We start from the raw sequence: 21,524 nt of genomic DNA, 5'->3' as shown, positions 1-21,524 counted from the left end.
CTCTTAACTGTCTCATTAGTTTGGTTGCTTATGAATATTAGTTATTAAGCGATGATAAATTTGCTGTTTTATTCATATAGAAGCTGAGTTATGATTAACTCAGCTTTTTTTATGTATCAGTTTTTGTAGCGACGCTAAAAGTGCACTTTTTATAGCAGCTTATAGCAATGTTTTGCTAGTAATATTGTAGATAAGCGATATTGTTGATAAATAACTTTTTAACTTATATTTAGGAGCACATGATGAGTGACGAACAATCAGTTAGCCAACCACAACACCAGCAACGTCTTGAAACGCTGGCTATTCATGCCGGATATAGCGTTGAACCGACGACTAAAGCGGTTGCCGTGCCCATTTATCATACCAGCTCGTATGCGTTTGATAATACGCAGCACGGTGCAGATTTATTTGACCTAAAGGTTGCAGGCAATATTTATACCCGTATCATGAACCCGACCAATACGGTATTAGAAGAACGTGTTGCGGCGCTCGAGGGCGGTATGGGTGCGCTTGCGGTTGCGTCAGGGATGGCTGCTATCACTTATGCCATTCAAACTATCTGTGAAGCCGGTGATAATATCGTTGCGGTATCGACTTTGTATGGCGGCACTTATAATTTGTTTGCCCATGCACTGCCGCGTCAAGGTATCGAAGTACGCTTTTTTGACTACAAAAATCCTGAAGCGATTCGTGATCTAATCGATGATAAAACCAAGATGGTCTTTGCTGAAAGTATTGGCAACCCATTGGGTAATATTGTAGATATCCAAGTGCTTAGTGATATAGCTCACGAGTACGGCGTACCGGTAGTGATTGATAGTACGGTTGCGACGCCTGCGCTATGTCGTCCGTTTGAGTTTGGTGCTGATATCGTTATTCATTCATTGACCAAATATATGAGCGGTACAGGTACCTCGATTGGTGGCGCTATTGTCGATAGCGGTACATTCCCTTGGGGCGATTATCCTGAGCGCTTCCCGCTACTTAATACGCCTGATGCCAGTTATCATGGCGTAAACTTTGTTAAGGACGTTGGCGCTGCTGCATTCATTGCTCGTGCACGTGTTGCGCCGCTACGTAATACCGGCGCGGCACTTAGCCCGCTCAATGCCTTTGGTATTATGCAGGGTATGGAGACTTTAAGCTTACGCATGGAGCGTCATGTACAAAACGCGCAGGCCGTTGCTGAATATCTGCGTGATCATGACAAAGTAGCGTGGGTAAAATATGCTGGTTTGCCAGATCATCCGGATCATGAGCTTGCCAAAAAATACATGAAGGGTACGCCATCTGCTATTTTGACCTTTGGGGTAAAAGGTGGACTTGAAGCAGGCGCACGCTTTATTGACGCCTTACAGCTGATTACACGCTTGGTCAATATTGGTGATGCAAAATCGTTAGCGTGCCACCCAGCGACGACGACACACCGCCAACTCAATGAGCAAGAGCTTGAAAACGCAGGCGTAAGTACCGATATGGTTCGTTTGTCGATTGGTATTGAACACATCGAAGATATCAAAGCAGATTTAGAGCAAGCATTGGCTTCTGCTTAGTTTGCATATTTTTGCTTAATTAAGTACATAATAGTTCATAAAAGAAAAAGCCCATATCAGTTTAATATGGGCTTTTTTTATTCGTTAAACTATCTAAATAGTTGCTAAATACTGCTAAGTATTAGGCTTGATTGCTTAGACAGAAAGCACACGTTTTGCAATTTCTTGGTAGTTTTGCGACTCTAAACGTGGACCGAACTGTTGAATGACTTGTGCGGCGACTTCGCTGGCAAGACGACCACATTCTGGCAAGCTATAGTGCTGCGATAATGCGTATAAAAACGCCCCAGAATAGTTATCGCCAGCACCATTGGTATCAATGACATTGGTCACTACTGGCGTAGGAACGTCGTAAACCTCAATCTCTGACTCGTCATTTGGTTTATGAGCGATGACTGCACCATTTGAACCATCAGTGACAACCGCAGTTTGGCAATGCTCAAGTAAGGCACGCGCCGCTGCCTTATGCTGCTTTTTATCCGTGAATAATTTTGCTTCTTCACTATTGCAAAATATCACCGCGACTTTATTGCCGAGCATATTAAGCAGACCGTCTTTAGCAAACTTCACCACCGCTGGGTCGGCAAAGCTGACCGCAATCTTAGCACCATGAACTCCTGCTTGTTGACGCAATTGGTTCATCGCTGGTTGGATACCTTCAGACATGGCTAAGTAGCCTTCTAAATATAGCCAATCAGCCTGTGTTAGCGCTTCAAAATCGACATTATCAGCGGTAATATCACTTGATGTGCCAAGGAATGTCTGCATGGTGCGTTCGCCATCTTCAGTGACTGCAACCACACATGAGCCGGTCACACCACCTGCATGGATAGATTGTGGAGAGGTGGCTACGCCTGCCTCATGCAAGTCTTTTAGGTAAAACTCACCTTGCTTATCATCGCCAACGCGGCAGGCATAAAAAGGTTTGCCGCCTAAACTTGCAAAAGCGTACATCGCATTGGCCGCTGAGCCACCACCGGCGTGTTTTGACGGTTTGATTTCTGCGAGTTTAAAATAAGCCAATAATTGCTGTTGCTCTTCAATACCTGCTAGGGTCATATTACCTTTGGTCAGATCAGTTTCTTCTAATGCTGCATCTGATAACACATACTCGTGGTCAACCAAGGCATTGCCTATCGCCATTACGTCGTACATTGCTTATGTCTCCTTAATAAATTTATAAATGTGTCTGTTTTTTTTATCTAAAAATTATTCGGCTTGTAGCTCAAGTAAGCGCTGATATAAGGCGTTCTTTTTTACCCCAGTGATATCAGCGCCTAAGGCAGCCGCTTTTTTAACGGATAAATCTTCTAGCAGGCGGTGTAATAACTTATCATGAATGCTGATATCGTCATCATCTTGTGCCACCTTGATCCCAGCAACTACTACAACAATCTCACCGCGCTGCTGATTGTCATCTGCTTTAACAAACTCAACCAAAGCGCCAAGCGTACTCTTACGTACCGTCTCAAAGGTTTTAGTCAGTTCACGGCAAAAGGTCACTTCGCGCTCTGCGCCAAATATGGCGGCCATATCTTCTAAGCTGGCAATAATACGATGCGGCGCTTCATAAAATATCAAAGTTTCAGTACGCGTATTTAGGGTAGAGAGTTGTTTTTGGCGACCATGCGTTTTTGCTGGTAAGAATCCAATGAAGCTAAAGCGATCTGAGGGCAGCCCTGCAACCGATAACGCAGCAATAGCAGCGGAGGCGCCAATAATAGGTGATACTCGAACGCCTGCAGAATGGGCGGCTTGTACCAATTGATAACCGGGGTCACTGATCAGTGGCGTACCGGCATCACTAATCAAAGCAACCGAATGACCTTGCTCAATCATCTCAATAATTTTAGGCGTTTGAATGGCGCTATTGTGCTCATGATAAGCCCAAAGCTTATTATGTCCTTTTTGCTTTGATGTGGTATCAGCATCATTTGCAACACCATCTTCGGTATTGTTTTCAGTGTTATGAGCCACGGCATCTTTTGTATCGTCAGCTTTACTGCCTTTGGTATCAATGCCAAAATGTGACAATAGCTTACCTGAGGTGCGCGTATCCTCACAGGCAATGATGGCGACTTGCTTTAAGACATCAATCGCATGCGGCGTCATGTCGCTAAGATTACCAATCGGCGTGGCAACGATATATAGACAAGCTGGCATCGCGGTAGGGCTAGACATGAAAACCTCGGGTCATTAATTTGATAGATAAAAAGGGGATAGATAAATGGATACGGCGCGATGATTGATAAAACATCACTTATATAAAAAGTATTACTCATATAAAGAGTGAATCATTAAATCATCATAAGCACGCACAGAAACACGCAAAGGTGGTTAGTTTAGCATGTTGTGCTATGATAATTCTGAAATGTTAAGTAGACCAATAGACGTGATGGTGAATGATAAACCTTTGACTCTAACCTCCCCAAAACAGCGACAAGGTAGCCGTTTTGAACAACAGGCCTGTGAGTTTTTACGGGCGCAAGGGCTGATATTGATTGCGCAAAATTGGCAGCAGCCTAAAGTTGGCGAGCTGGACTTAGTCATGCTAGAAAAAGGGCAGGCGTGGTCGACACTGGTCTTTGTTGAAGTGCGTCAAAGGCAGCGTTCAGAATTTGGTGACGCTGCGCTCAGCGTAACGGCAAGTAAACAACGTAAAATTATCAAAGCGGCGCGCTATTTTTTGCAGCAACATCCTAAATACAATGATTATGAATGCCGATTTGATGTGATGGCTTACAATACTATCGATAATAACCATAACAGTCAGATAAATAACATCCCAAAAACGCAGTCGGAAAATGTTCAGCCGGAATGGCTAAAAGGCGCTTTTATAGCGGCAGCTTGGTAGTAAAGGTTTTTGATCGCTTGTTTTAAGATTGTTTAATTTGATAGCGAAATAAATCGCATCAAGCTGTCTTTACCAAAAGCCTAACTGTCTACCATAAAAATTAAGTAAAGTAGCGGTATTAAAAATCATTAATTGAATCAAATTTACATCACTACTTTTACATCGCCACTATCAACTATTCAATTATTATAAACCATGTTCTAAGAGGTAAATCATGACACGGATGCATTTGCGCACTGCTATTTTTGGCTCATCACGCCGTACCGCGATTGGCGTGATGCTAATGTCTAGCATTATAACTACTGGCTGTACCACCAACTATTTGACCAATAGTACAGAAGGCACGTATGGCGTGCCGATGACTGAGCGTACCATTCCGCAGCGTCTGCTCGATCGTAGTATCGAACATACTGTCAAGATTAACGTTTATGGTTTGCAGGAAAATTTGCAGCAAACCAGTCGCATGAGCATTGATAGCTTTAATAGCACCGTATTGCTTACTGGCGAAGTGCCGACTGAGGCAATCAAGACCGAAATCGGAAAAGTCGTTGGCTCTATGCCAGACGTTCGCCAAGTTTATAATGAGCTGACCGTCGGTGCCTCAAAAGGCTATAGCCAAACCGTCCATGACGGCTATATCACATCGAAGCTAATGGCAAAAACAGCCACAGCTAATGGTGTTAAAGCCTCACAGATAAAGGCAGTGACTAATAATGGCGTGGTTTATATCATGGGCCGTATGACACCGACGCAACAAAGCCACTTGATCGATATCGCCAATAATACAGTTGGCATCACAGAATTGGTACTGCTGACCACCGTCGTCGACGATAGAGGGGTAAAGCTCGGTAGCGATGACATTATGTACGAGAACAATTTAGCCAATCCTACCAAAGGGCCAGCTGTTAACAGCAGAGCAGCCCCCGAGGCAAACAGTTCGATAGCAGCAGATACGGCTATCAATGCCACTCCGATTATCATCACAGAAGATGGTTCGCCAGTCAATGAGCCTTCATCGAGTCCGTATATTGACCTGTATCAAAACCAGTAAATAGGTTGCCTAATATCGTTATAAGTGCAGCTTTTTTATTTTGAAATCACAATGTTTAATTACGACTTTCGGACGCCTCAAACCGTCAAAATGCTACTCACAATAAGCCTAAATATTCATAACAGTAAAAGCACGATAAATCCTTAGTCAGCCCGTAAGATATGAACAGTAAAAAAAATATAAGCAGTAAAAACAAGATGAGATGGCACAGATAAAATAACAAACGGTCATGGCACTATCGCTGGCTGGATGATATTGACTGAATGATAACGACTGAATGATATATAACAGGGATGCTGCTATGAAGGGTTTAAGTAAGGATGCACGGCGAGCCAAAGCAATGACGCCGAAAATCATCAGCGCAGGGGTTACCGCGGCATTGGCAGTCGGTGGAATTGCTTTAGCAACACAGCAAGCACAGGCTTTATCGGCGCTTGCTATCGTCAATGGTCTTACCTCAAGTGGCGGTGTTGGGGTCAGTAAAGATATTCTGTATGGCGACGAGCCGTCGCAAGATTTGGATATGTATTATCCTAAACCTCTTGCAAAAGCGATGCAGAGTGAGCGGGCAATTACGGATACTTATCCTATGGTAGTGTTTGTATATGGAGGCTCATGGGAGAACGGAACTAAAGAAGAATATGCGTTTGTCGGTCAAAGCCTGGCGCAAGCAGGTTATGTGACCGCAGTGATTAATTATCGTAAAGCCCCTGAGCATGTGTACCCTGATTATGTCGAAGATACCGCACAAGCTATTGCGTGGAGCTATAAGAATGCAGAGCGTTTTCATGCTGACCCAAAACGCCTAGCAGTGGTTGGGCATTCTTCTGGCGCATTTAATGCCGTTGCCGCCGTCGCCAATGAGGACTTTTTAAAGCCTTACGGTATTAAGCCAAAAGACATCAAGACAGTGGTTGGTATTGCTGGTCCTTATAGCTATGATTTTCGTAAATTTGATAGCGTGACGGCTTTTGCTGCCGACGCCACGCCGGATGAAGTGATGCCAGATCGACAAATCAAAGGCGAGCAACCACCGTATTTATTGCTGACTGCCGAAAAAGATAAAGTTGTGTATCCTACCAATACTATTAAGATGACCAAAGCATTGCAAGGCGCCGGTGTTACCGTTCAAACGGGTGAAATTGCAGGTGCCAGTCATGCCACTAGCATTGGGGCGATGGCGCCGCCATTACGTTGGGTCAATGACGTACGTGCGCAAGTGGTGAGTTATTTGGACAAAACGCTTAAATAATTAGCTAATACTGCCATTAATACTTAGACGCAGTTGCGTAAGACAGTACTGTAAGATAGTCAAACTCTTGTTATAATGTCGTCACTTTAAATCTATACCCTATTTTAAACCTTAAGGCAGAATATTCTATGAGCATGAACGCTGACGATTTGATCGCATTTTTACAAACTCACTTTCCGGATGCTTTTATTCAAGCTGCCAATCAAGGAACTAAGTTTGATGTACGCGTGGTTGATGCCAGTTTTGAAGGCAAACGTGCCGTTCAGCGTCAGCAAGCGGTTTATGCTTTGGTAAACGACAAAATTGCGAGTGGCGATATTCATGCGCTCAATATTCAAGCGTTAACGCCTGTTGAGTGGGAAGTTCAATCGCAAGGCTAGGCTACGACTTTTCATCTATGACCGGATTTTCTACTACTAGCAATATTGTTGCCAGTTTTATACTATTTGGTTTTCCATCATTTTTTATACTTATTGCTAGGTTGTCACCTTTATGGATCAATTTTTAATCACTGGTAGTAGTCGTATCGCAGGGGAAGTCAATATCTCAGGCGCCAAAAATGCCGCGTTGCCGTTACTTGCGGCCATGATATTGGCCGAGACGCCAACGACATTGCATAATGTGCCATCGTTACAAGATGTGCGCACTTTGATTGAGTTGATTGGTGGCATGGGTATCAATATCCAAAAGCAGGGCGATACCGTCACGTGCGATACCAAAAATATTGATAATTTTTATGCGCCATATGATTTGGTCAAAACCATGCGCGCATCAATTTTAGTGCTAGGGCCATTGCTGGCGCGTTTCGGTGAGGCAGAAGTGTCGTTGCCGGGCGGCTGTGCGATTGGATCACGTCCTGTTGATCAGCATCTCAAAGCCTTTGAAGCGATGGGTGCTACTATTACGGTAGAAAACGGCTATGTGATAGCGCAAGCGCCAAAAGGCGGCAAGCTACTTGGCTGTAAATTCTCTTTTGATATGGTAACTGTTGGTGGTACTGAAAACGTTATCATGGCAGCAGCCCTAGCCAAAGGGACTACCGTATTAGGTAACTGTGCGCTTGAGCCAGAAGTGGTTGACTTGGCCAATATGCTAGTAGCAATGGGCGCTAAAATTAGTGGTATTGGTACAGCAACCATGACTATCGAAGGCGTTGAGCGTTTGCATGGTTGCGAGTATTCAGTGGTGCCAGATCGTATTGAAACGGGTTCATACTTAGCAGGTGCGTTGATGACGCGCGGTGATGTATTGACCAAAAATACTTCTGCACTATTATTGACGCCCGTGTTAGAGAAGTTCGAAGATATGGGTGCGATCATTACCACTGGCGATGATTGGATTCGTGCGCAGATGAAAGGGCGTCCAAAGTCAGTTGATATTCGTACTCAGCCACATCCAGGCTTCCCGACGGATATGCAAGCGCAGGTAATGGCTATTTCTTGCCTAGCTGATGGCACTAGTACTTTCATCGAAAATATCTTTGAAAATCGCTATATGCACGTGCCAGAGCTTAACCGCTTAGGCGCATCTATCCAAGTAGATGGTCATACCGCTGTCGTTAAAGGTGTTGATTGCTTTACAGCAGCGCCGGTTATGGCTACCGATTTGCGCGCTTCGATGTCGTTAGTGATGGCTGCAGCTGCTGCTGAAGGCGAGAGTTTAATTGACCGTATTTATCATATCGATCGTGGCTATGAGCATGTTGAAGAAAAACTGCGCGCCTTGGGTGTGAATATCGAACGTATCAATACCAACGATTAGTATTGATCGGCTTACCCTATCCTATTTAGCCTTGTAACGTCAGCTATTGATAATATTGGCGTTACAGCTTTAAAAACTTGGCATTATAAAATCAAAGAATTCCCTGTGATGGGAATACCAACTGCACACGGACACGAGTCATTATGACTGAAGCAACCAATAGCCTAGCAAATAATGGCTTATTAAATGAAGTAAATGATGAGTTTTCAGGCTTAACACTTGCGCTATCAAAGGGTCGCATTCTCGAAGAGACGATGCCTTTACTACGCGCCGCCGGTGTTGAGCTTCTCGAAGACCCTGAAGCGTCGCGCAAGCTTATTTTTCCGACCTCAAATCCTAATGTCCGCGTATTGATTTTACGCGCCAGTGACGTGCCGACGTACGTTGAACACGGTGCTGCTGATTTTGGGGTGGCTGGTAAAGACGTGCTACTTGAGCATGGTGCCAATCATGTTTATGAGTTATTAGATTTAAAAATTGCCCAATGTAAGTTGATGACCGCTGGTGTGAAGGATGCGCCACTGCCGAATCGTCGTCTGCGTATTGCCACTAAATATGTCAATGTTGCCCGCGCTTACTTTGCTAGTCAAGGCCAGCAAGTCGATGTGATTAAGCTATATGGTTCAATGGAGCTTGCACCGTTGGTTGGTTTGGGCGATTTGATTGTCGACGTAGTCGATACTGGTAATACACTACGCGCCAATGGGCTTGAAGCACGCGACCATATCTGTGATGTTTCATCCCGTCTAATCGTCAATCAGGTCAGCTATAAGCGCAAATTTGCACTCCTTGAGCCTATCTTGAATAGCTTTAAAGACAGCATTAGCATTGCCAGCGCTTCATAAATCAGCCCCTTATAAAACGCTGCCAATCATTGGTAATATAAAGCATTGTCATACAAAATTTTAAACCAGTTTAGCGCTCTAGGATAGATATAGCGTGCTAAACTGGTTTTGTTGTATTCGCTTGCCAGATAATAAAAGCTCAGTATAATCTGAGTCAGATAATAATAAATAAGCTGGTTTATAAGAAGTAGTAATTTTCCATTTATTTATATTAGCCCTTTTATTTTTTACAGCAGTATTCCATGCCCAAATACAGGATAAAGTCATGCGCCAATTAAGTACTCAAGATGCCGATTTTGACAGTCAATTGACACAACTGCTTGCTTTTGAAACGGTCAATGATGCTGATTTACTAAAGACTGTGGATGATATTATTACTAAAGTGCGTCATGGTGGCGATAGCGTCGTACTACAATTGACCCAGCAATTTGATCAACATCCAGCGACGACGATGCAAGCGTTAGAGCTATCTAAAGAGGCACTTGCTGAAGCCTTTATAAATCTTGATGATAAAGTGAAAACAGCGTTGATTACAGCGGCGGCTCGGGTACAGACGTTTCATGAGCGCCAAGTACAAGAGACATGGCAGTATGAAGATGAGCTGGGCAATCGCTTAGGTCAAAAAGTGACAGCGCTTGACCGCGTCGGTATTTATGTACCGGGCGGTTTGGCGTCTTATCCGTCTTCCGTATTGATGAATGCTATTCCTGCCAAAGTTGCTGGCGTCGCTGAGGTTATCATGGTCGTGCCAGCACCAAAAGGCGTATTAAATCCTTTGGTATTGGCCGCGGCACATTTGGCCAAAGTCGATCGTGTCTTTACCATCGGTGGTGCGCAAGCGGTGGCCGCATTGGCATACGGTACCGAAACGATTCCAGCAGTGGATAAAATCACCGGTCCGGGTAATAAGTACGTCGCGGCAGCCAAACGTGCCGTATTTGGACAAGTAGGCATTGATATGATCGCTGGTCCCTCTGAAGTGCTGGTCTATGCAGAAGGCGAAGCGCAAGACCGTGCCGATTGGCTCGCCATGGATTTATTATCCCAAGCTGAGCATGACCGTATTGCCCAAGCGATTTTTGTCACTACTTGTGAAAAACAGCTTGAAGAAGTTGCAATTGAGATTGAAAAAGCATTAGTAGAGTTACCAAAAGCGGATATCGCTCGTGATTCGCTAAAAAACCGCGGCGCGCTTATTTTAGTAAAAGACCGTGCAGAAGGTATGGCGGTTATTAATCGCGTCGCACCTGAGCATTTAGAATTGTCGGTCGACGACCCTGATGCATTGCTTGATAGTATCCGTCACGCGGGCGCTATATTTATGGGTCGCCATACGCCAGAGGCGATTGGTGACTACTGTGCAGGACCCAATCATGTGCTCCCAACATCCGGTACCGCACGTTTTTCTTCACCGCTCGGTGTTTATGACTTCCAAAAGAAATCATCGATTATTTATTGTAGTGAGGCTGGTAGTAAGCCGCTAGCTGAGACGGCAGATATTTTAGCGCAACGCGAAGACTTAGAAGCCCATGCGCGTTCAGCCCGTTATCGTTATCAGTAATATTTTTTGATTGCTTCAACAGTAGGTATTTTAAAATTAACTGTTGAAATTTATTTTTAATAGTCTCTGTGGCTAATAGTAGGATAACTTATGAGTGAGTTAAAGGTAGACACCAGACTTTGGTCATCTAAAGCGCGCAATTTATCGCCTTATGTCCCCGGCGAGCAGCCTAAGCATGACAATTTATGCAAATTAAATACCAATGAAAACCCGTTTCCGCCGTCACCAAAAGTCGGTGAGGCAATTACAAAGGTGTTAGCGCGGCAAGCGGACGACCTGCGTTTGTATCCAGCACCTGAATCTGATGATTTACGTGGCGCATTAGCAGAACTTTATAACCTTGATATAAACCAAGTATTTGTCGGAAATGGTTCAGATGAAGTATTGGCGCTAGTGTTTGCCAGCTTTTTCTTAAAAGAGCGCCCTGTCTTAGCACCTGATATCAGCTATAGCTTCTATCCGGTCTATGCCACTACCTTTGGCATAGAGCTGGTGCAAATTGCGCTTGGTGCTGATTTTAATATCGACCCTGATGATTATCGCCAGCCTTGTAGCGGTATCATCATCGCTAATCCTAACGCCCCAACCGGTTTGTTATTATCGCTTGCTAACATTCGTAAGCTTGCCAATGAGCACTCTAATTCAGTGATTGTGATTGATGAAGCATATATTGATTTTGCCCAAATAGAAGAAGGTAGCTCAGACTCACAGGTCTCAGCCGTCAGCCTTATTAATGACTTTGATAATTTGCTGGTGACGCAAACCTTTTCAAAGTCGCGCTCGCTTGCTGGCTTGCGCGTTGGTATGGCGTTCGGGAATGCCTCATTAATCGAAGCACTGACACGTATGAAAAATAGCTTTAACAGCTATCCATTAGATAAGTTGGCTCAAGCAGGAGCGACAGCTAGTGTGTTGGATAACGAGTATTTTGAGCAAACCCGCCAGCAAGTGATTGATTTGCGTACATCGTTGACGGCAGAATTGACAGCATTGGGCTATGACGTACTACCATCACATGCCAACTTTGTATTTGCTCGTCCAAATGACGGTGATGCAATAACAGTGGCAAATGCGTTACGCGAGCAGGGTATTATCGTGCGTCATTTTGATAAGCCGCGTATTAACGAGTATCTGCGTATCACGATTGGCACCGCTACACAGCACGAGCGCTTAATTGATGCATTAAAAGCTCTAGAAACTGTTGCTGATGTCGTTGCTAATTAATATTTAGCAGTACTTTGTTTTTTTAAAGTGAATCGGTTAAAGTTCTTGATACGTACTAAAAATAAAGCCTGCCCAACATAACGTTAGCAGGCTTTATTTTTTTAGCGACTTTGAATTTATCTTTAATATAACGATGAATCTTATTTGCTGATATGCTTTTGAGTCAAGACGGTCATCAGATTACCGACCTTATCGAGACATTCTTGATATTCCGCATCGCTATCAGAGGCAATAGTAATGCCGCCACCTGCCCACAAACTGACTTGGCTTGTATGGTCTACTATATTATCTGATGCATGGTTAGCTTGCAACGTGCGAATCAATACATTCCATTGACCACTACCATCAAAGTTCATATAGCCCATGGTGCCGCAATAGGCACCACGCGGCGCTGCTTCTAATTCTGCGATAATCTCGACCGCGCGTTTCTTTGGCGTTCCAGTGATTGAGCCGGCAGGCAAACTGCCAAATAAGACGGCTAACGGATGCGTATCTGTCTTTAACTCAGCGGTAATGGTGCTGACCATATGATGCACATTACTAAAGCTCTCAATCGCAAATAACTGTGGTACTTTTACGCTACCGATTTTGGCATACTTACCTAAATCATTACGCAATAAATCGACAATCATCACGTTTTCCGCACGGTCTTTTTCGCTATCGATTAATTGCTGCTTATAGTTATTATCTTGCTCAGTAGTTAAGCCGCGCGGCATCGTCCCTTTGATGGGTTTGGTGCGTATATGGTGCTGACCTGTTTGATCGTCTTTACTAAAAGTAAAAAATAACTCAGGTGAGCAACTTAATAATTCAAAGGGACACTTTGGCGTATTAGCGTTGACTTCACTTTTAATATAATTAACCGCTAAATAGCCTGCAAATGGTGCTTGTGTATTACCATACAAAGCAGGCAAATAATCGATAAGCATGGCGGCTGATTTATTACTTCCATTTACATCAGTTACATCATTGAAATCACCATTCCATACTTGGGTTAAATTTATTTGATAGCAATCGCCTTGCTGTAAATAGTTTTGAGTTTGATTAAATGCCTGCTGATAATCATTTTTATGCCATTTAGCATCTAGCTTTAAAGGTAGCAATGGACAGCTAGCGTTATTGGCCATATCTATACTGGACAGTTTGCTCTCCAGTTCATCCAAATAGGCTATGAGTGCTGCTACGACCTTATTTTTTTTCTTATTATCAGTACTTTTATCACAATCATTACTGAGCGTAGTTACTGTTAGCTCCCAATATTTTTCATCGTCTTTGTTAGGTGCTAGATAAATATCATAATGTCCAAGTAGCGCACACGGCTGGACTGCCAGCTCAATTTTAGCTTTTGGACTTAACTCATGAGCGGCAATATCATATCCAATAAAACCTATAAGACCATGATAGTAACTGGGCTTCTCATTGTTTTTGTTTATCGAAGTTGAGAGGTCGTTTTCGCTTTCATAAGCCTGACTATAAGCAATTAATTCATCCTGCCAGTCGCTATAACTTATATACGCTGTAGTAACCGTATTATCATTGTTGTGATGGGTAGCGCGGCAAGTTTTTTCAACTTTATAAGGGTTTGTTTGATAAAAACTTGCTTGTCTATCAGAATATGACGTCTCGTTAGCACAAAAGTAAACTGACCAGCTTACTTTTGGCAATAATCCAATCACAGGTCGTCCATCATTATTCAGCCAAATCAATTGCCAGTTTGCCTTGGCATCTTGTACTAGCAAATGACGCCGTAGCTTTGGCATCAGTTCTGCGGCAGACAGATCACCAAAACGCCAGCTAGGTTTAGTAGCTGGCGATGGGGCAGAAACTGTCTGCACAGTAGTATTATGATGTGATGCGACCATAGTTTAGGCGTCAAACTTTTTGATGACTAGAGTGGCATTAGTGCCACCAAAGCCAAAGCTATTGCTCATAAGGGTTTCAAGCTTAACGTCACGTTTTTCAGTGACGATATCAAAGCCTTTGGCTGCCGGATCTAATTCTGTAATATTGATACTTGGCGCAATAAATCCTTCTTGTAGCATGAGTAAGCAATAAATCAGTTCTTGCGCGCCTACCGCACCTAAGCTATGACCCGTCATAGATTTAGTGGAGCTAATAGCGGGCACTTTACTGACATCATTACCAAATACTTTAGCAATGGCTTTAAGCTCAGTAATGTCACCTAACGGCGTGCTTGTACCATGACTATTAATATAATCAACGCTTTCTAAACCTGCTTCAGCGAGTGCTTGCTGCATACAGCGTACCGCCCCTTCGCCACTTGGAGCAACCATTTCCGCACCGTCAGAGCTGGCACCGTAGCCGACGATTTCGGCTAAAATATTGGCACCGCGTGCTTGGGCATGCTCAAGACTTTCAACGACCACCATCGCACCACCAGCGGCAATGACAAAACCATCACGGTCTTTGTCATAAGCTCTTGAGGCGAGTGTTGGCGTGTCATTATATTGGGTGCTGACTGCGCCCATCGCATCAAACATACAAGACTGGGTCCAATGCTCAGCTTCACTACCACCAGCGAGCACCACATCGGCTTTACCCAACTGAATAAGCTCAGCAGCATGACCGATACAATGCGTTGAAGTTGCGCAAGCAGACGAGATAGAGTAGGAAACACCTTGGATTTTTAGGCCAGTGGCAAGCGCTGCGGATACTGAGCTGCCCATCGTTTTTGGTACTGCCATGGCACCGACACCGCGCAGACCTTTTTCTCGCATGGCATCGACAGCATTGACGATATTTTCTGTTGAAGCGCCGCCTGAACTTGCAACCACACCTACGCGCGGATTGCTATTGATGGTCTCAAGTGACAATCCAGCGTGCTCAATGGCGTTTAAGGCACTGACATAAGCGTAGAGACTCGCGTCACTAAAAAATCGTTTCAATTTACGGTCAATACCTGAGGTATCAAGCTCTGATTGATCAATACTGCCACTAACGTGTGATTTAAATTCGTGCTCAGCATAAGATTCATTGAATGTAATGCCAGAGCGCCCTTGTTTCAGAGCATCTGTGACAGTAGCCAAATCATGTCCGATACAAGAGACAATCCCTGCTCCAGTGATAACAACACGGCGCATATTCTATTCCTTATTAGTAACGATATTAGTAACGATTTTTTGATAATTATCTGTAATCATCGTCTTTAAACCTCTACTTCTATTGTTTAACGTCGAAACTATCTCTGACAGTAAAAATATTGCAAAAACAGACAGTGTTTGAGCGCTAAACGCTGCTTCTAAAACTATGGTTGCGGTCACAATAAAACCACTATTGAGATAATGTGGCCAATACAAATAATTTTCTATGAGTAGTGGTGCAATCATGCTTGAGCTTATGGCATATGATAACGTATCAAGGGGGCAAAATCCTTGTGTAAATGCAAAACAATGACAAAACAGTATTTATTATCAAAAATGGATATTCAGGTTTTTTTTCGATATTTGCAGTAGTAGAATAATTGCTATGACTGCCATGGTAATAGAGTAAAATTATTTAACGTCAACCCAATTAAGAGATATACTAATAAAGTTATCGAGTTATCAATAAGGGATACTTTTGGATACAAAAGGGGCGATAGCGATAACATTGTTCGCACTGACACTCACAATAATTGTTCGCTAGAATGGCACACAGATTACGACTATAAAAAACAATCAATTTATAAAAAGCAACCAATCATCATATTAAGGATATCACGATGGGAAAGCGTAGCACTTTATCTAAAGGCATCAGTACGGTTGGAACTTTTACTCGCAGTAACCTAGAACGTATGGGCGCCATGATTGATAGCGTTAATGCCAAAACGGGCAAACCGCGTCAATTTAAAGCTGTAAATCTAGGGGATGAAGATTATCAACAAGATTTATTTCGTGAGCAAACATTAAAAGCAACCCAGCAATTATTGGGCACCCGTTTCGCAACTTATGGTAAATATGCCAAAAAAGTAGTGCCAAACAGTTTGTTTGAATCGACCGTTGATGGCGCTTTTGCCCAAGTTGCAAAGCTTGCTGCCAACTGGAGCCAAATTGATTTACCTAACGAGCACCGTTTTGCTAATATCGCCAGCTTAGATGATGAAGAGCGTTACGCATTAGCGACCGCTATTGCCAATCAAAATCGTGCGTTGGCAACGATAGGTGGCTTGACAGGTCTGGCTGGGCTACCGGGTTTGCTCGCCGATACCTTGTGGCTATTGTTGGTATCATTGCGTACCGTTTATCAGCTGGGTGCGGTATACAACAAGCCACTAACCGGTAAGCAAGGCGTCAAGATGGCTTATGAGCTGCTTGCAAATGCTGACCTGAGCAAGATGCAAGAAAAACAAGCATTACTTGCAGGTATTGGTATTGGTAAAGGTTTACTTGACAATGCTCAAAGCAGTGGCTTGCACAACGAACTTAAAAACCTAGGTCTAAAAAACAAAAATGTGAATTTTTATGCTGAACAAGTCGATAGTATTGCCAGTCAAGTCGGTATTGATTTGGATAAAATTAATTTATCATGGATACGCCGTTTCTTACCAGCCACAGCAGTGATTATTGGTATGCGCTATAACAGCCAGCTGATTGATGAAGTGATTGGCGTTGCTCAAGCAACTTTTGCACCAGAAGCCAAGCTTGCCAACCGTGCTATTACTGATGATAGAAGTAGCGAAGCTGAGGTTAATAAATCTGCGAGTAATAATGAGCAAAAAGAAGATAAAGCTCAAGATAATGCCTCAAAGGACGCTGCTAAAAAAGATACTGTGAAAGAGAGCGAGAAAGGCAGTAAAGCCAACTCTGAGCAGAAACAGTCTGATTCTAAAGAAGCCAACTCTAAAGAAGATAAGCCTAAAGAAGATAAGCCTAAAGAGACAAAGTCAGAAAAAGTTGTTTCAGAAGAAGCTAAAAAAGACACTCAAAAAACTGGCAATGATAAAGCCGACAGTATCAAGGATGACCAGCAGGGTAGTGCAGATAAATCTTCTGCTAGCAAATCAAAAAAAGACTCTGCTAAGTCGAGCAAATAACAAGAACTTAAGGTTTGTTGATTAAAGGTTTGCTGATTGTTTTTTAGCAAACTGAAGCTTTATGCTTTTACTGTTTAACTTTAATATTGGCGATATTGTCTTACTTCTCTTGAATAGTAAGACAATATCGCCATATAGCTAAAATAAACGACTTTTTTATCTCTAAATATCTTATCCAAATGATGTATACGTCTACTTTTGATACCATATTTAGTCCACTGTTTTTTGGCTTATGTCACCGAAAACAGATAAAGTGGTATAGTACTAGACTGAATACATATCTATCCGCTGCTGTAAAGTCCAACTGCTCATAAGTGGTTGAAATAGCAGCAACAAGTCTTTATAATACACTGTCCTAAAAATGGGTGTGCCAAAATCTGTCGTTAAAGTCAGATAGATGGTGCGTTTCCCTATTTTTTTGTTTTTTACCAAACGGGAGAAGGATGCCTCATGGCAACAACTAACCAATTGATTCGTAAAGGTCGCAAAACCATCAAGGAAAAGTCAAAAGTTCCTGCGTTGGAAGCGTGCCCACAACGCCGTGGTGTATGTACTCGCGTATATACTACTACCCCTAAAAAACCTAACTCAGCCATGCGTAAAGTATGTCGTGTACGTTTGACTTCAGGCTATGAAGTATCAAGCTACATCGGCGGCGAAGGTCATAACTTACAAGAGCACAGTGTTGTTCTTATCCGTGGTGGTCGTGTAAAAGATCTACCAGGTGTACGTTATCACACCGTTCGTGGTGCACTAGATTGCGCAGGCGTTAAAGACCGTAAGCAAGGTCGCTCTAAATATGGTGCTAAGAAACCTAAAGTTTAATAACTAATCGTTATTAAATGAGTTTCGATGTATCACCCATTAACTGTGCATGGGTCTGATGTGAGTAATTTTTTGACCAAATGAGTCATTAACCCTTATCACATAGCGCCATGCAGTAAGGCTGACTGACAACTCGATATAACGCCATCCAATATTAATTGGTGCGAGATTGTGAATGTCAGACACTCCTGAAGAAAAGGATTATTATTATGCCAAGACGTCGCGTCGTTGCTACCCGTGAGATCCTACCGGATCCTAAGTTTGGTAGCCAAACTGTTGCAAAATTCATCAACCATGTCATGAGTCATGGTAAAAAATCTACTGCTGAGCGTATCGTTTACGGTGCACTTGAGACAGTAAGCCAAAAGCGTAACATCGAAGATCCAGTTTCTTTTTTCGAAGAAGTATTGGAAAATGTTCGCCCAATGGTTGAAGTAAAAGCTCGCCGCGTTGGTGGTGCAACCTACCAAGTGCCAATGGAAGTACGCCCCTCCCGTCGTACCGCCTTGGCTATGCGTTGGTTAGCTGAAGCTGCTGCAAAGCGTTCTGAAAAATCAATGGCTTTACGTTTAGCTGGCGAATTGAATGACGCTGCTGATGGTAAAGGTAATGCTATGAAGAAGCGTGACGAAGTTCACCGCATGGCAGATGCGAACAAAGCATTCTCTCATTACCGTTTCTAAGCTACTTTTATTTAAGCTGTTCTTTATCAATAACTATTTTTAATAGCAGCTTTTTTAATAATAGCTTTGGATTGCTGGTTTAGGCCAAGCAATCCTCGTATTGTTGATTTATTCTATTGATTGCCGCCATTATTAATGGGTGGTTCTATTGTTTTGATCGCAAGATACTTAAACAGTTAACCACCTTAGATGGCGGACATCTGTCAAGATGCTGTTCTGAAAGGGATGCTACTTTTCAAAGCCTGCAAAGCTTACGAAGAAGGTTTCCTGAGTTTAATGCCGCACTATTCTTAGTATTTACTCTTTTTTGTCCGTATTAGGCCTAATAATTAGTAAATAATATTACGAAGCCAAGTAGCTTTGTCATAGAGTATGAGGTAGAGACACAACACATTAATCTATACACGAATTTCCCTAGGAAAACACTATGGCTCGTATAACTCCCCTAAAACGCTATCGTAATATTGGTATCTCAGCGCATATTGATGCTGGTAAGACTACTACTACTGAGCGTGTTTTGTTCTACACCGGTGTCAGTCACAAACTTGGTGAAACGCATGATGGTGCGGCTACCATGGACTTTATGGAGCAAGAACAAGAGCGCGGTATTACCATTGCTTCTGCGGCGACAACTTGTTTTTGGTCAGGTATGGCCAAGCAGTTTGATGAACACCGTATCAACATCATTGACACCCCAGGTCACGTTGACTTCACGATTGAAGTTGAACGCTCTATGCGTGTGCTTGATGGCGCGTGCATGGTGTATTGTGCAGTAGGCGGCGTACAGCCACAGTCTGAGACCGTATGGCGTCAGGCAAATAAATATAAAGTGCCACGTCTTGCATTCGTTAATAAAATGGATCGCGTTGGTGCCGACTTCTTCCGTGTTGTCGAACAAATTAAAACTCGTCTAGGCGGCAAGGCAGTACCATTGGTTATTCCAATTGGTAAAGAAGACTACTTTGAAGGTGTTGTTGATCTTGTGACCATGAAAGCCATCTATTGGGATGAAGCCTCTCAAGGTATGGAATACGAAGAGCGCGAAATTCCAGCTGAGCTACAAGAACAAGCAGAAGAGTATCGCGAGTATCTGGTAGAAAATGCTGCTGAAGCTACAGAAGAGTTGATGGAAGAATATTTAGAAAATGGTGAATTGTCTGTTGAGCAGATTCATAGTGCCATTCGTCAACTAACGATTAATAATGAAATCATCCCATTACTTTGTGGTACAGCCTTTAAAAACAAAGGCGTTCAAAAAATGTTGGATGCAGTTATTCAGTATCTTCCAGCACCAATAGATGTACCTGCTATTAAAGGTATTCTTGACGACAAAGACGAAAGCGAAGGTACTCGTGAAGCTTCAGATGATGCACCGTTTGCTGCTCTAGCGTTCAAAATCATGAACGACAAGTTCGTTGGTAACTTAACCTTCGTTCGTGTTTATTCAGGTGTTCTAAAGCAAGGCAGTAGCGTTTATAACCCTGTTAAAATGAAGCGTGAGCGTGTTGGCCGTATCGTGCAGATGATGGCAGATGCTCAACAAGAGCTACAAGAGATTCGTACGGGTGATATCGCAGCCTTAGTTGGCATGAAAGACGTGACTACTGGTGATACCTTATGTGATGAGCAAAATGTTATCACGCTTGAGCGTATGGAATTCCCAGATCCAGTTATCAGCCTAGCGGTTGAGCCTAAGACTAAAGCTGACCAAGAAAGAATGTCTATCGCTTTAGGTCGTTTGGCTAAAGAAGATCCGTCGTTCCGTGTACATACTGACGAAGAATCTGGTCAGACTATCATCAGTGGTATGGGTGAGCTGCATTTAGAAATTCTTGTAGACCGTATGAAGCGTGAATTCAACGTAGAAGCCAACATCGGTGCGCCGCAAGTTGCTTATCGCGAAACGATTCGTGAAACTGTTGAACAAGAAGGCAAATTCGTACGTCAAACGGGTGGTCGTGGTAAGTTTGGTCACGTTTGGTTACGTCTTGAGCCTATGGATCCAGCAGGCGAAGTTTTATACGAATTCGCTGAAGAAGTTGTTGGTGGTACAGTACCAAAAGAATTCCACGGTGCGGTTGATAAAGGTATTCAAGAACGCATGAAAAATGGCGTACTTGCTGGTTATCCAATCGTTGGCGTAAAAGCAACCTTGTATGATGGTTCTTACCATGATGTTGACTCGGATGAGTTATCATTTAAAATGGCAGGTTCTATCGCTTTCCGTAAAGGCTTCATGGCTGCAAACCCAACGCTACTTGAGCCAGTAATGAAAGTAGAAGTTGAAACACCTGAAGATTATATGGGTGATATCATGGGCGATCTTAACCGTCGTCGTGGTATGGTTCAAGGTATGGAAGATTTACCTGGTGGCACCAAGCAGATTCGTGCAGAAGTACCATTAGCAGAAATGTTTGGTTATGCGACACAAATGCGCTCAATGTCACAGGGCCGTGCAACATATTCAATGGAATTCCAGAAATACGCTGAGATTCCAAAATCAGTTGCTGCTGACATCATCTCTAAGTTCAACTCTAAAGATGGCGACGAGTAATTAATAGCTAATTAATAAAGGTAATATAGAGCCTAGCTTTGTGTTGTCAGATTTATTAAGCCAATAACTTGTTAAAAGACTTGTTATTGGTCGCAAATTTCTTATAATATCTGCACATTAGTATGTGCACCCTTTTAACTAATTATCTTAATGTGGTTAAAATTGCTTTAAATACTGTCTCAATATTATTTAAGCACTGACCCCAAAAAAAGAGGAAATACCCATGGCAAAGGCCAAGTTTGAACGCGTAAAACCACACGTTAACGTCGGTACCATCGGACACGTTGACCACGGTAAAACAACCCTTACCGCTGCTATCGCAACTGTAG

19 protein-coding genes are annotated in these 21,524 nt (G+C 43.0%); 14 read left to right on the top strand and 5 right to left on the bottom strand.

Annotated features, from left to right (window positions below):
- The first annotated feature begins 242 nt into the window (after positions 1-242).
- Entirely contained in the window at positions 243-1,553 is a 1,311-nt protein-coding gene (locus tag EPB74_RS11460) for an O-acetylhomoserine aminocarboxypropyltransferase/cysteine synthase family protein (RefSeq protein WP_274904261.1), read from the top strand.
- A gap of 135 nt (positions 1,554-1,688) precedes the next feature.
- Here the strand turns inward: EPB74_RS11460 and EPB74_RS11455 are convergent, their stop codons facing one another.
- A complete protein-coding gene (locus EPB74_RS11455) occupies positions 1,689-2,708 on the bottom strand; it encodes an adenosine kinase (RefSeq protein WP_274904260.1) in 1,020 nt (339 codons plus the stop codon).
- A 54-nt stretch (positions 2,709-2,762) separates the two neighbouring features.
- The gene (rsmI, locus tag EPB74_RS11450) at positions 2,763-3,734 is read right to left on the bottom strand and encodes a 16S rRNA (cytidine(1402)-2'-O)-methyltransferase (RefSeq protein ID WP_274904259.1); all 972 of its coding nucleotides are present in this window, start codon (positions 3,732-3,734) and stop codon (positions 2,763-2,765) included.
- Between the two features lie 166 nt (positions 3,735-3,900).
- On the opposite strand from rsmI, the gene EPB74_RS11445 reads away from it, so the two are divergent.
- The 8 genes from EPB74_RS11445 (at position 3,901) to hisC (ending at position 12,101) form a co-directional block, all read left to right on the top strand.
- Positions 3,901-4,407: a YraN family protein gene (locus tag EPB74_RS11445; RefSeq protein ID WP_274904258.1), complete on the top strand. Its 507-nt coding sequence runs from the start codon at positions 3,901-3,903 to the stop codon at positions 4,405-4,407.
- A gap of 214 nt (positions 4,408-4,621) precedes the next feature.
- Positions 4,622-5,458 (top strand): BON domain-containing protein, encoded by an 837-nt coding sequence (locus EPB74_RS11440; RefSeq protein ID WP_089554500.1) that lies wholly within the window; start codon positions 4,622-4,624, stop codon positions 5,456-5,458.
- 301 nt (positions 5,459-5,759) lie between these two features.
- Positions 5,760-6,710 (top strand): alpha/beta hydrolase, encoded by a 951-nt coding sequence (locus EPB74_RS11435; RefSeq protein ID WP_274904257.1) that lies wholly within the window; start codon positions 5,760-5,762, stop codon positions 6,708-6,710.
- A 134-nt stretch (positions 6,711-6,844) separates the two neighbouring features.
- Positions 6,845-7,090, top strand: coding sequence for a BolA/IbaG family iron-sulfur metabolism protein (locus EPB74_RS11430; RefSeq protein WP_197684697.1), 246 nt, complete (start codon positions 6,845-6,847; stop codon positions 7,088-7,090).
- Between the two features lie 112 nt (positions 7,091-7,202).
- On the top strand, positions 7,203-8,471 hold the full coding sequence (murA, locus tag EPB74_RS11425; RefSeq protein WP_274904256.1) for a UDP-N-acetylglucosamine 1-carboxyvinyltransferase: 1,269 nt from the start codon (positions 7,203-7,205) through the stop codon (positions 8,469-8,471).
- Positions 8,472-8,614: 143 nt separating this feature from the next.
- Positions 8,615-9,316, top strand: a complete 702-nt coding sequence (hisG, locus tag EPB74_RS11420) for an ATP phosphoribosyltransferase (protein ID WP_274904255.1) — start codon at positions 8,615-8,617, stop codon at positions 9,314-9,316.
- Between the two features lie 265 nt (positions 9,317-9,581).
- Positions 9,582-10,877, top strand: a complete 1,296-nt coding sequence (gene hisD / locus EPB74_RS11415; RefSeq protein WP_274904254.1) for a histidinol dehydrogenase — start codon at positions 9,582-9,584, stop codon at positions 10,875-10,877.
- 90 nt (positions 10,878-10,967) lie between these two features.
- Positions 10,968-12,101 (top strand): histidinol-phosphate transaminase, encoded by a 1,134-nt coding sequence (hisC, locus tag EPB74_RS11410; RefSeq protein ID WP_274904253.1) that lies wholly within the window; start codon positions 10,968-10,970, stop codon positions 12,099-12,101.
- Between the two features lie 140 nt (positions 12,102-12,241).
- Here hisC and EPB74_RS11405 read toward each other — a convergent pair whose 3' ends face one another.
- The 3 genes from EPB74_RS11405 to EPB74_RS11395 are packed head-to-tail and all read right to left on the bottom strand — an operon-like array spanning position 12,242 to position 15,448.
- Positions 12,242-13,963: an anthranilate synthase component I family protein gene (locus EPB74_RS11405; RefSeq protein WP_274904252.1), complete on the bottom strand. Its 1,722-nt coding sequence runs from the start codon at positions 13,961-13,963 to the stop codon at positions 12,242-12,244.
- Positions 13,964-13,966: 3 nt separating this feature from the next.
- Positions 13,967-15,202 (bottom strand): beta-ketoacyl-ACP synthase II, encoded by a 1,236-nt coding sequence (locus EPB74_RS11400; protein ID WP_274904251.1) that lies wholly within the window; start codon positions 15,200-15,202, stop codon positions 13,967-13,969.
- A 3-nt stretch (positions 15,203-15,205) separates the two neighbouring features.
- Positions 15,206-15,448 carry a hypothetical protein gene (locus tag EPB74_RS11395; RefSeq protein ID WP_274904250.1) on the bottom strand — a complete coding sequence of 81 codons (243 nt, stop codon included), beginning with the start codon at positions 15,446-15,448 and terminating at the stop codon, positions 15,206-15,208.
- 374 nt (positions 15,449-15,822) lie between these two features.
- Between EPB74_RS11395 and EPB74_RS11390 the strand changes: the two genes are divergently transcribed.
- From EPB74_RS11390 to EPB74_RS11370, 5 genes are all read left to right on the top strand, one after another.
- The gene (locus EPB74_RS11390; RefSeq protein ID WP_274904249.1) at positions 15,823-17,133 is read left to right on the top strand and encodes an EcsC family protein; all 1,311 of its coding nucleotides are present in this window, start codon (positions 15,823-15,825) and stop codon (positions 17,131-17,133) included.
- A gap of 450 nt (positions 17,134-17,583) precedes the next feature.
- Positions 17,584-17,958, top strand: a complete 375-nt coding sequence (rpsL, locus tag EPB74_RS11385) for a 30S ribosomal protein S12 (protein WP_011281154.1) — start codon at positions 17,584-17,586, stop codon at positions 17,956-17,958.
- Positions 17,959-18,167: 209 nt separating this feature from the next.
- Positions 18,168-18,641, top strand: coding sequence for a 30S ribosomal protein S7 (gene rpsG, locus EPB74_RS11380; RefSeq protein ID WP_011514497.1), 474 nt, complete (start codon positions 18,168-18,170; stop codon positions 18,639-18,641).
- 427 nt (positions 18,642-19,068) lie between these two features.
- The gene (fusA, locus tag EPB74_RS11375; RefSeq protein WP_079692687.1) at positions 19,069-21,195 is read left to right on the top strand and encodes an elongation factor G; all 2,127 of its coding nucleotides are present in this window, start codon (positions 19,069-19,071) and stop codon (positions 21,193-21,195) included.
- A 223-nt stretch (positions 21,196-21,418) separates the two neighbouring features.
- The coding region (locus tag EPB74_RS11370) for a GTP-binding protein (RefSeq protein WP_244656565.1) at positions 21,419-21,524 on the top strand (106 nt) is incomplete at its 3' end.

Origin of the sequence: Psychrobacter sp. DAB_AL62B (assembly GCF_028895345.1) — a bacterium.
Taxonomy (GTDB): Bacteria; Pseudomonadota; Gammaproteobacteria; order Pseudomonadales; family Moraxellaceae; genus Psychrobacter.
This window is presented reverse-complemented; position numbering and strand designations above follow the sequence as displayed.

Excerpts from the sequence above, each read along its gene's own strand:
- EPB74_RS11435 (WP_274904257.1), top strand. The coding sequence starts at position 5,760 with ATGAAGGGTTTAAGTAAGGATGCACGGCGAGCCAAAGCAATGACGCCG.
- hisC (WP_274904253.1), top strand. The coding sequence starts at position 10,968 with ATGAGTGAGTTAAAGGTAGACACCAGACTTTGGTCATCTAAAGCGCGC.
- rsmI (WP_274904259.1), bottom strand. The coding sequence starts at position 3,734 with ATGTCTAGCCCTACCGCGATGCCAGCTTGTCTATATATCGTTGCCACG.
- EPB74_RS11440 (WP_089554500.1), top strand. The coding sequence starts at position 4,622 with ATGACACGGATGCATTTGCGCACTGCTATTTTTGGCTCATCACGCCGT.
- rpsG (WP_011514497.1), top strand. The coding sequence starts at position 18,168 with ATGCCAAGACGTCGCGTCGTTGCTACCCGTGAGATCCTACCGGATCCT.
- EPB74_RS11395 (WP_274904250.1), bottom strand. The coding sequence starts at position 15,448 with ATGATTGCACCACTACTCATAGAAAATTATTTGTATTGGCCACATTAT.
- hisG (WP_274904255.1), top strand. The coding sequence starts at position 8,615 with ATGACTGAAGCAACCAATAGCCTAGCAAATAATGGCTTATTAAATGAA.
- rpsL (WP_011281154.1), top strand. The coding sequence starts at position 17,584 with ATGGCAACAACTAACCAATTGATTCGTAAAGGTCGCAAAACCATCAAG.
- murA (WP_274904256.1), top strand. The coding sequence starts at position 7,203 with ATGGATCAATTTTTAATCACTGGTAGTAGTCGTATCGCAGGGGAAGTC.
- EPB74_RS11390 (WP_274904249.1), top strand. The coding sequence starts at position 15,823 with ATGGGAAAGCGTAGCACTTTATCTAAAGGCATCAGTACGGTTGGAACT.
- EPB74_RS11400 (WP_274904251.1), bottom strand. The coding sequence starts at position 15,202 with ATGCGCCGTGTTGTTATCACTGGAGCAGGGATTGTCTCTTGTATCGGA.
- hisD (WP_274904254.1), top strand. The coding sequence starts at position 9,582 with ATGCGCCAATTAAGTACTCAAGATGCCGATTTTGACAGTCAATTGACA.
- EPB74_RS11460 (WP_274904261.1), top strand. The coding sequence starts at position 243 with ATGAGTGACGAACAATCAGTTAGCCAACCACAACACCAGCAACGTCTT.
- EPB74_RS11445 (WP_274904258.1), top strand. The coding sequence starts at position 3,901 with ATGTTGTGCTATGATAATTCTGAAATGTTAAGTAGACCAATAGACGTG.
- EPB74_RS11405 (WP_274904252.1), bottom strand. The coding sequence starts at position 13,963 with ATGGTCGCATCACATCATAATACTACTGTGCAGACAGTTTCTGCCCCA.
- fusA (WP_079692687.1), top strand. The coding sequence starts at position 19,069 with ATGGCTCGTATAACTCCCCTAAAACGCTATCGTAATATTGGTATCTCA.
- EPB74_RS11455 (WP_274904260.1), bottom strand. The coding sequence starts at position 2,708 with ATGTACGACGTAATGGCGATAGGCAATGCCTTGGTTGACCACGAGTAT.
- EPB74_RS11430 (WP_197684697.1), top strand. The coding sequence starts at position 6,845 with ATGAACGCTGACGATTTGATCGCATTTTTACAAACTCACTTTCCGGAT.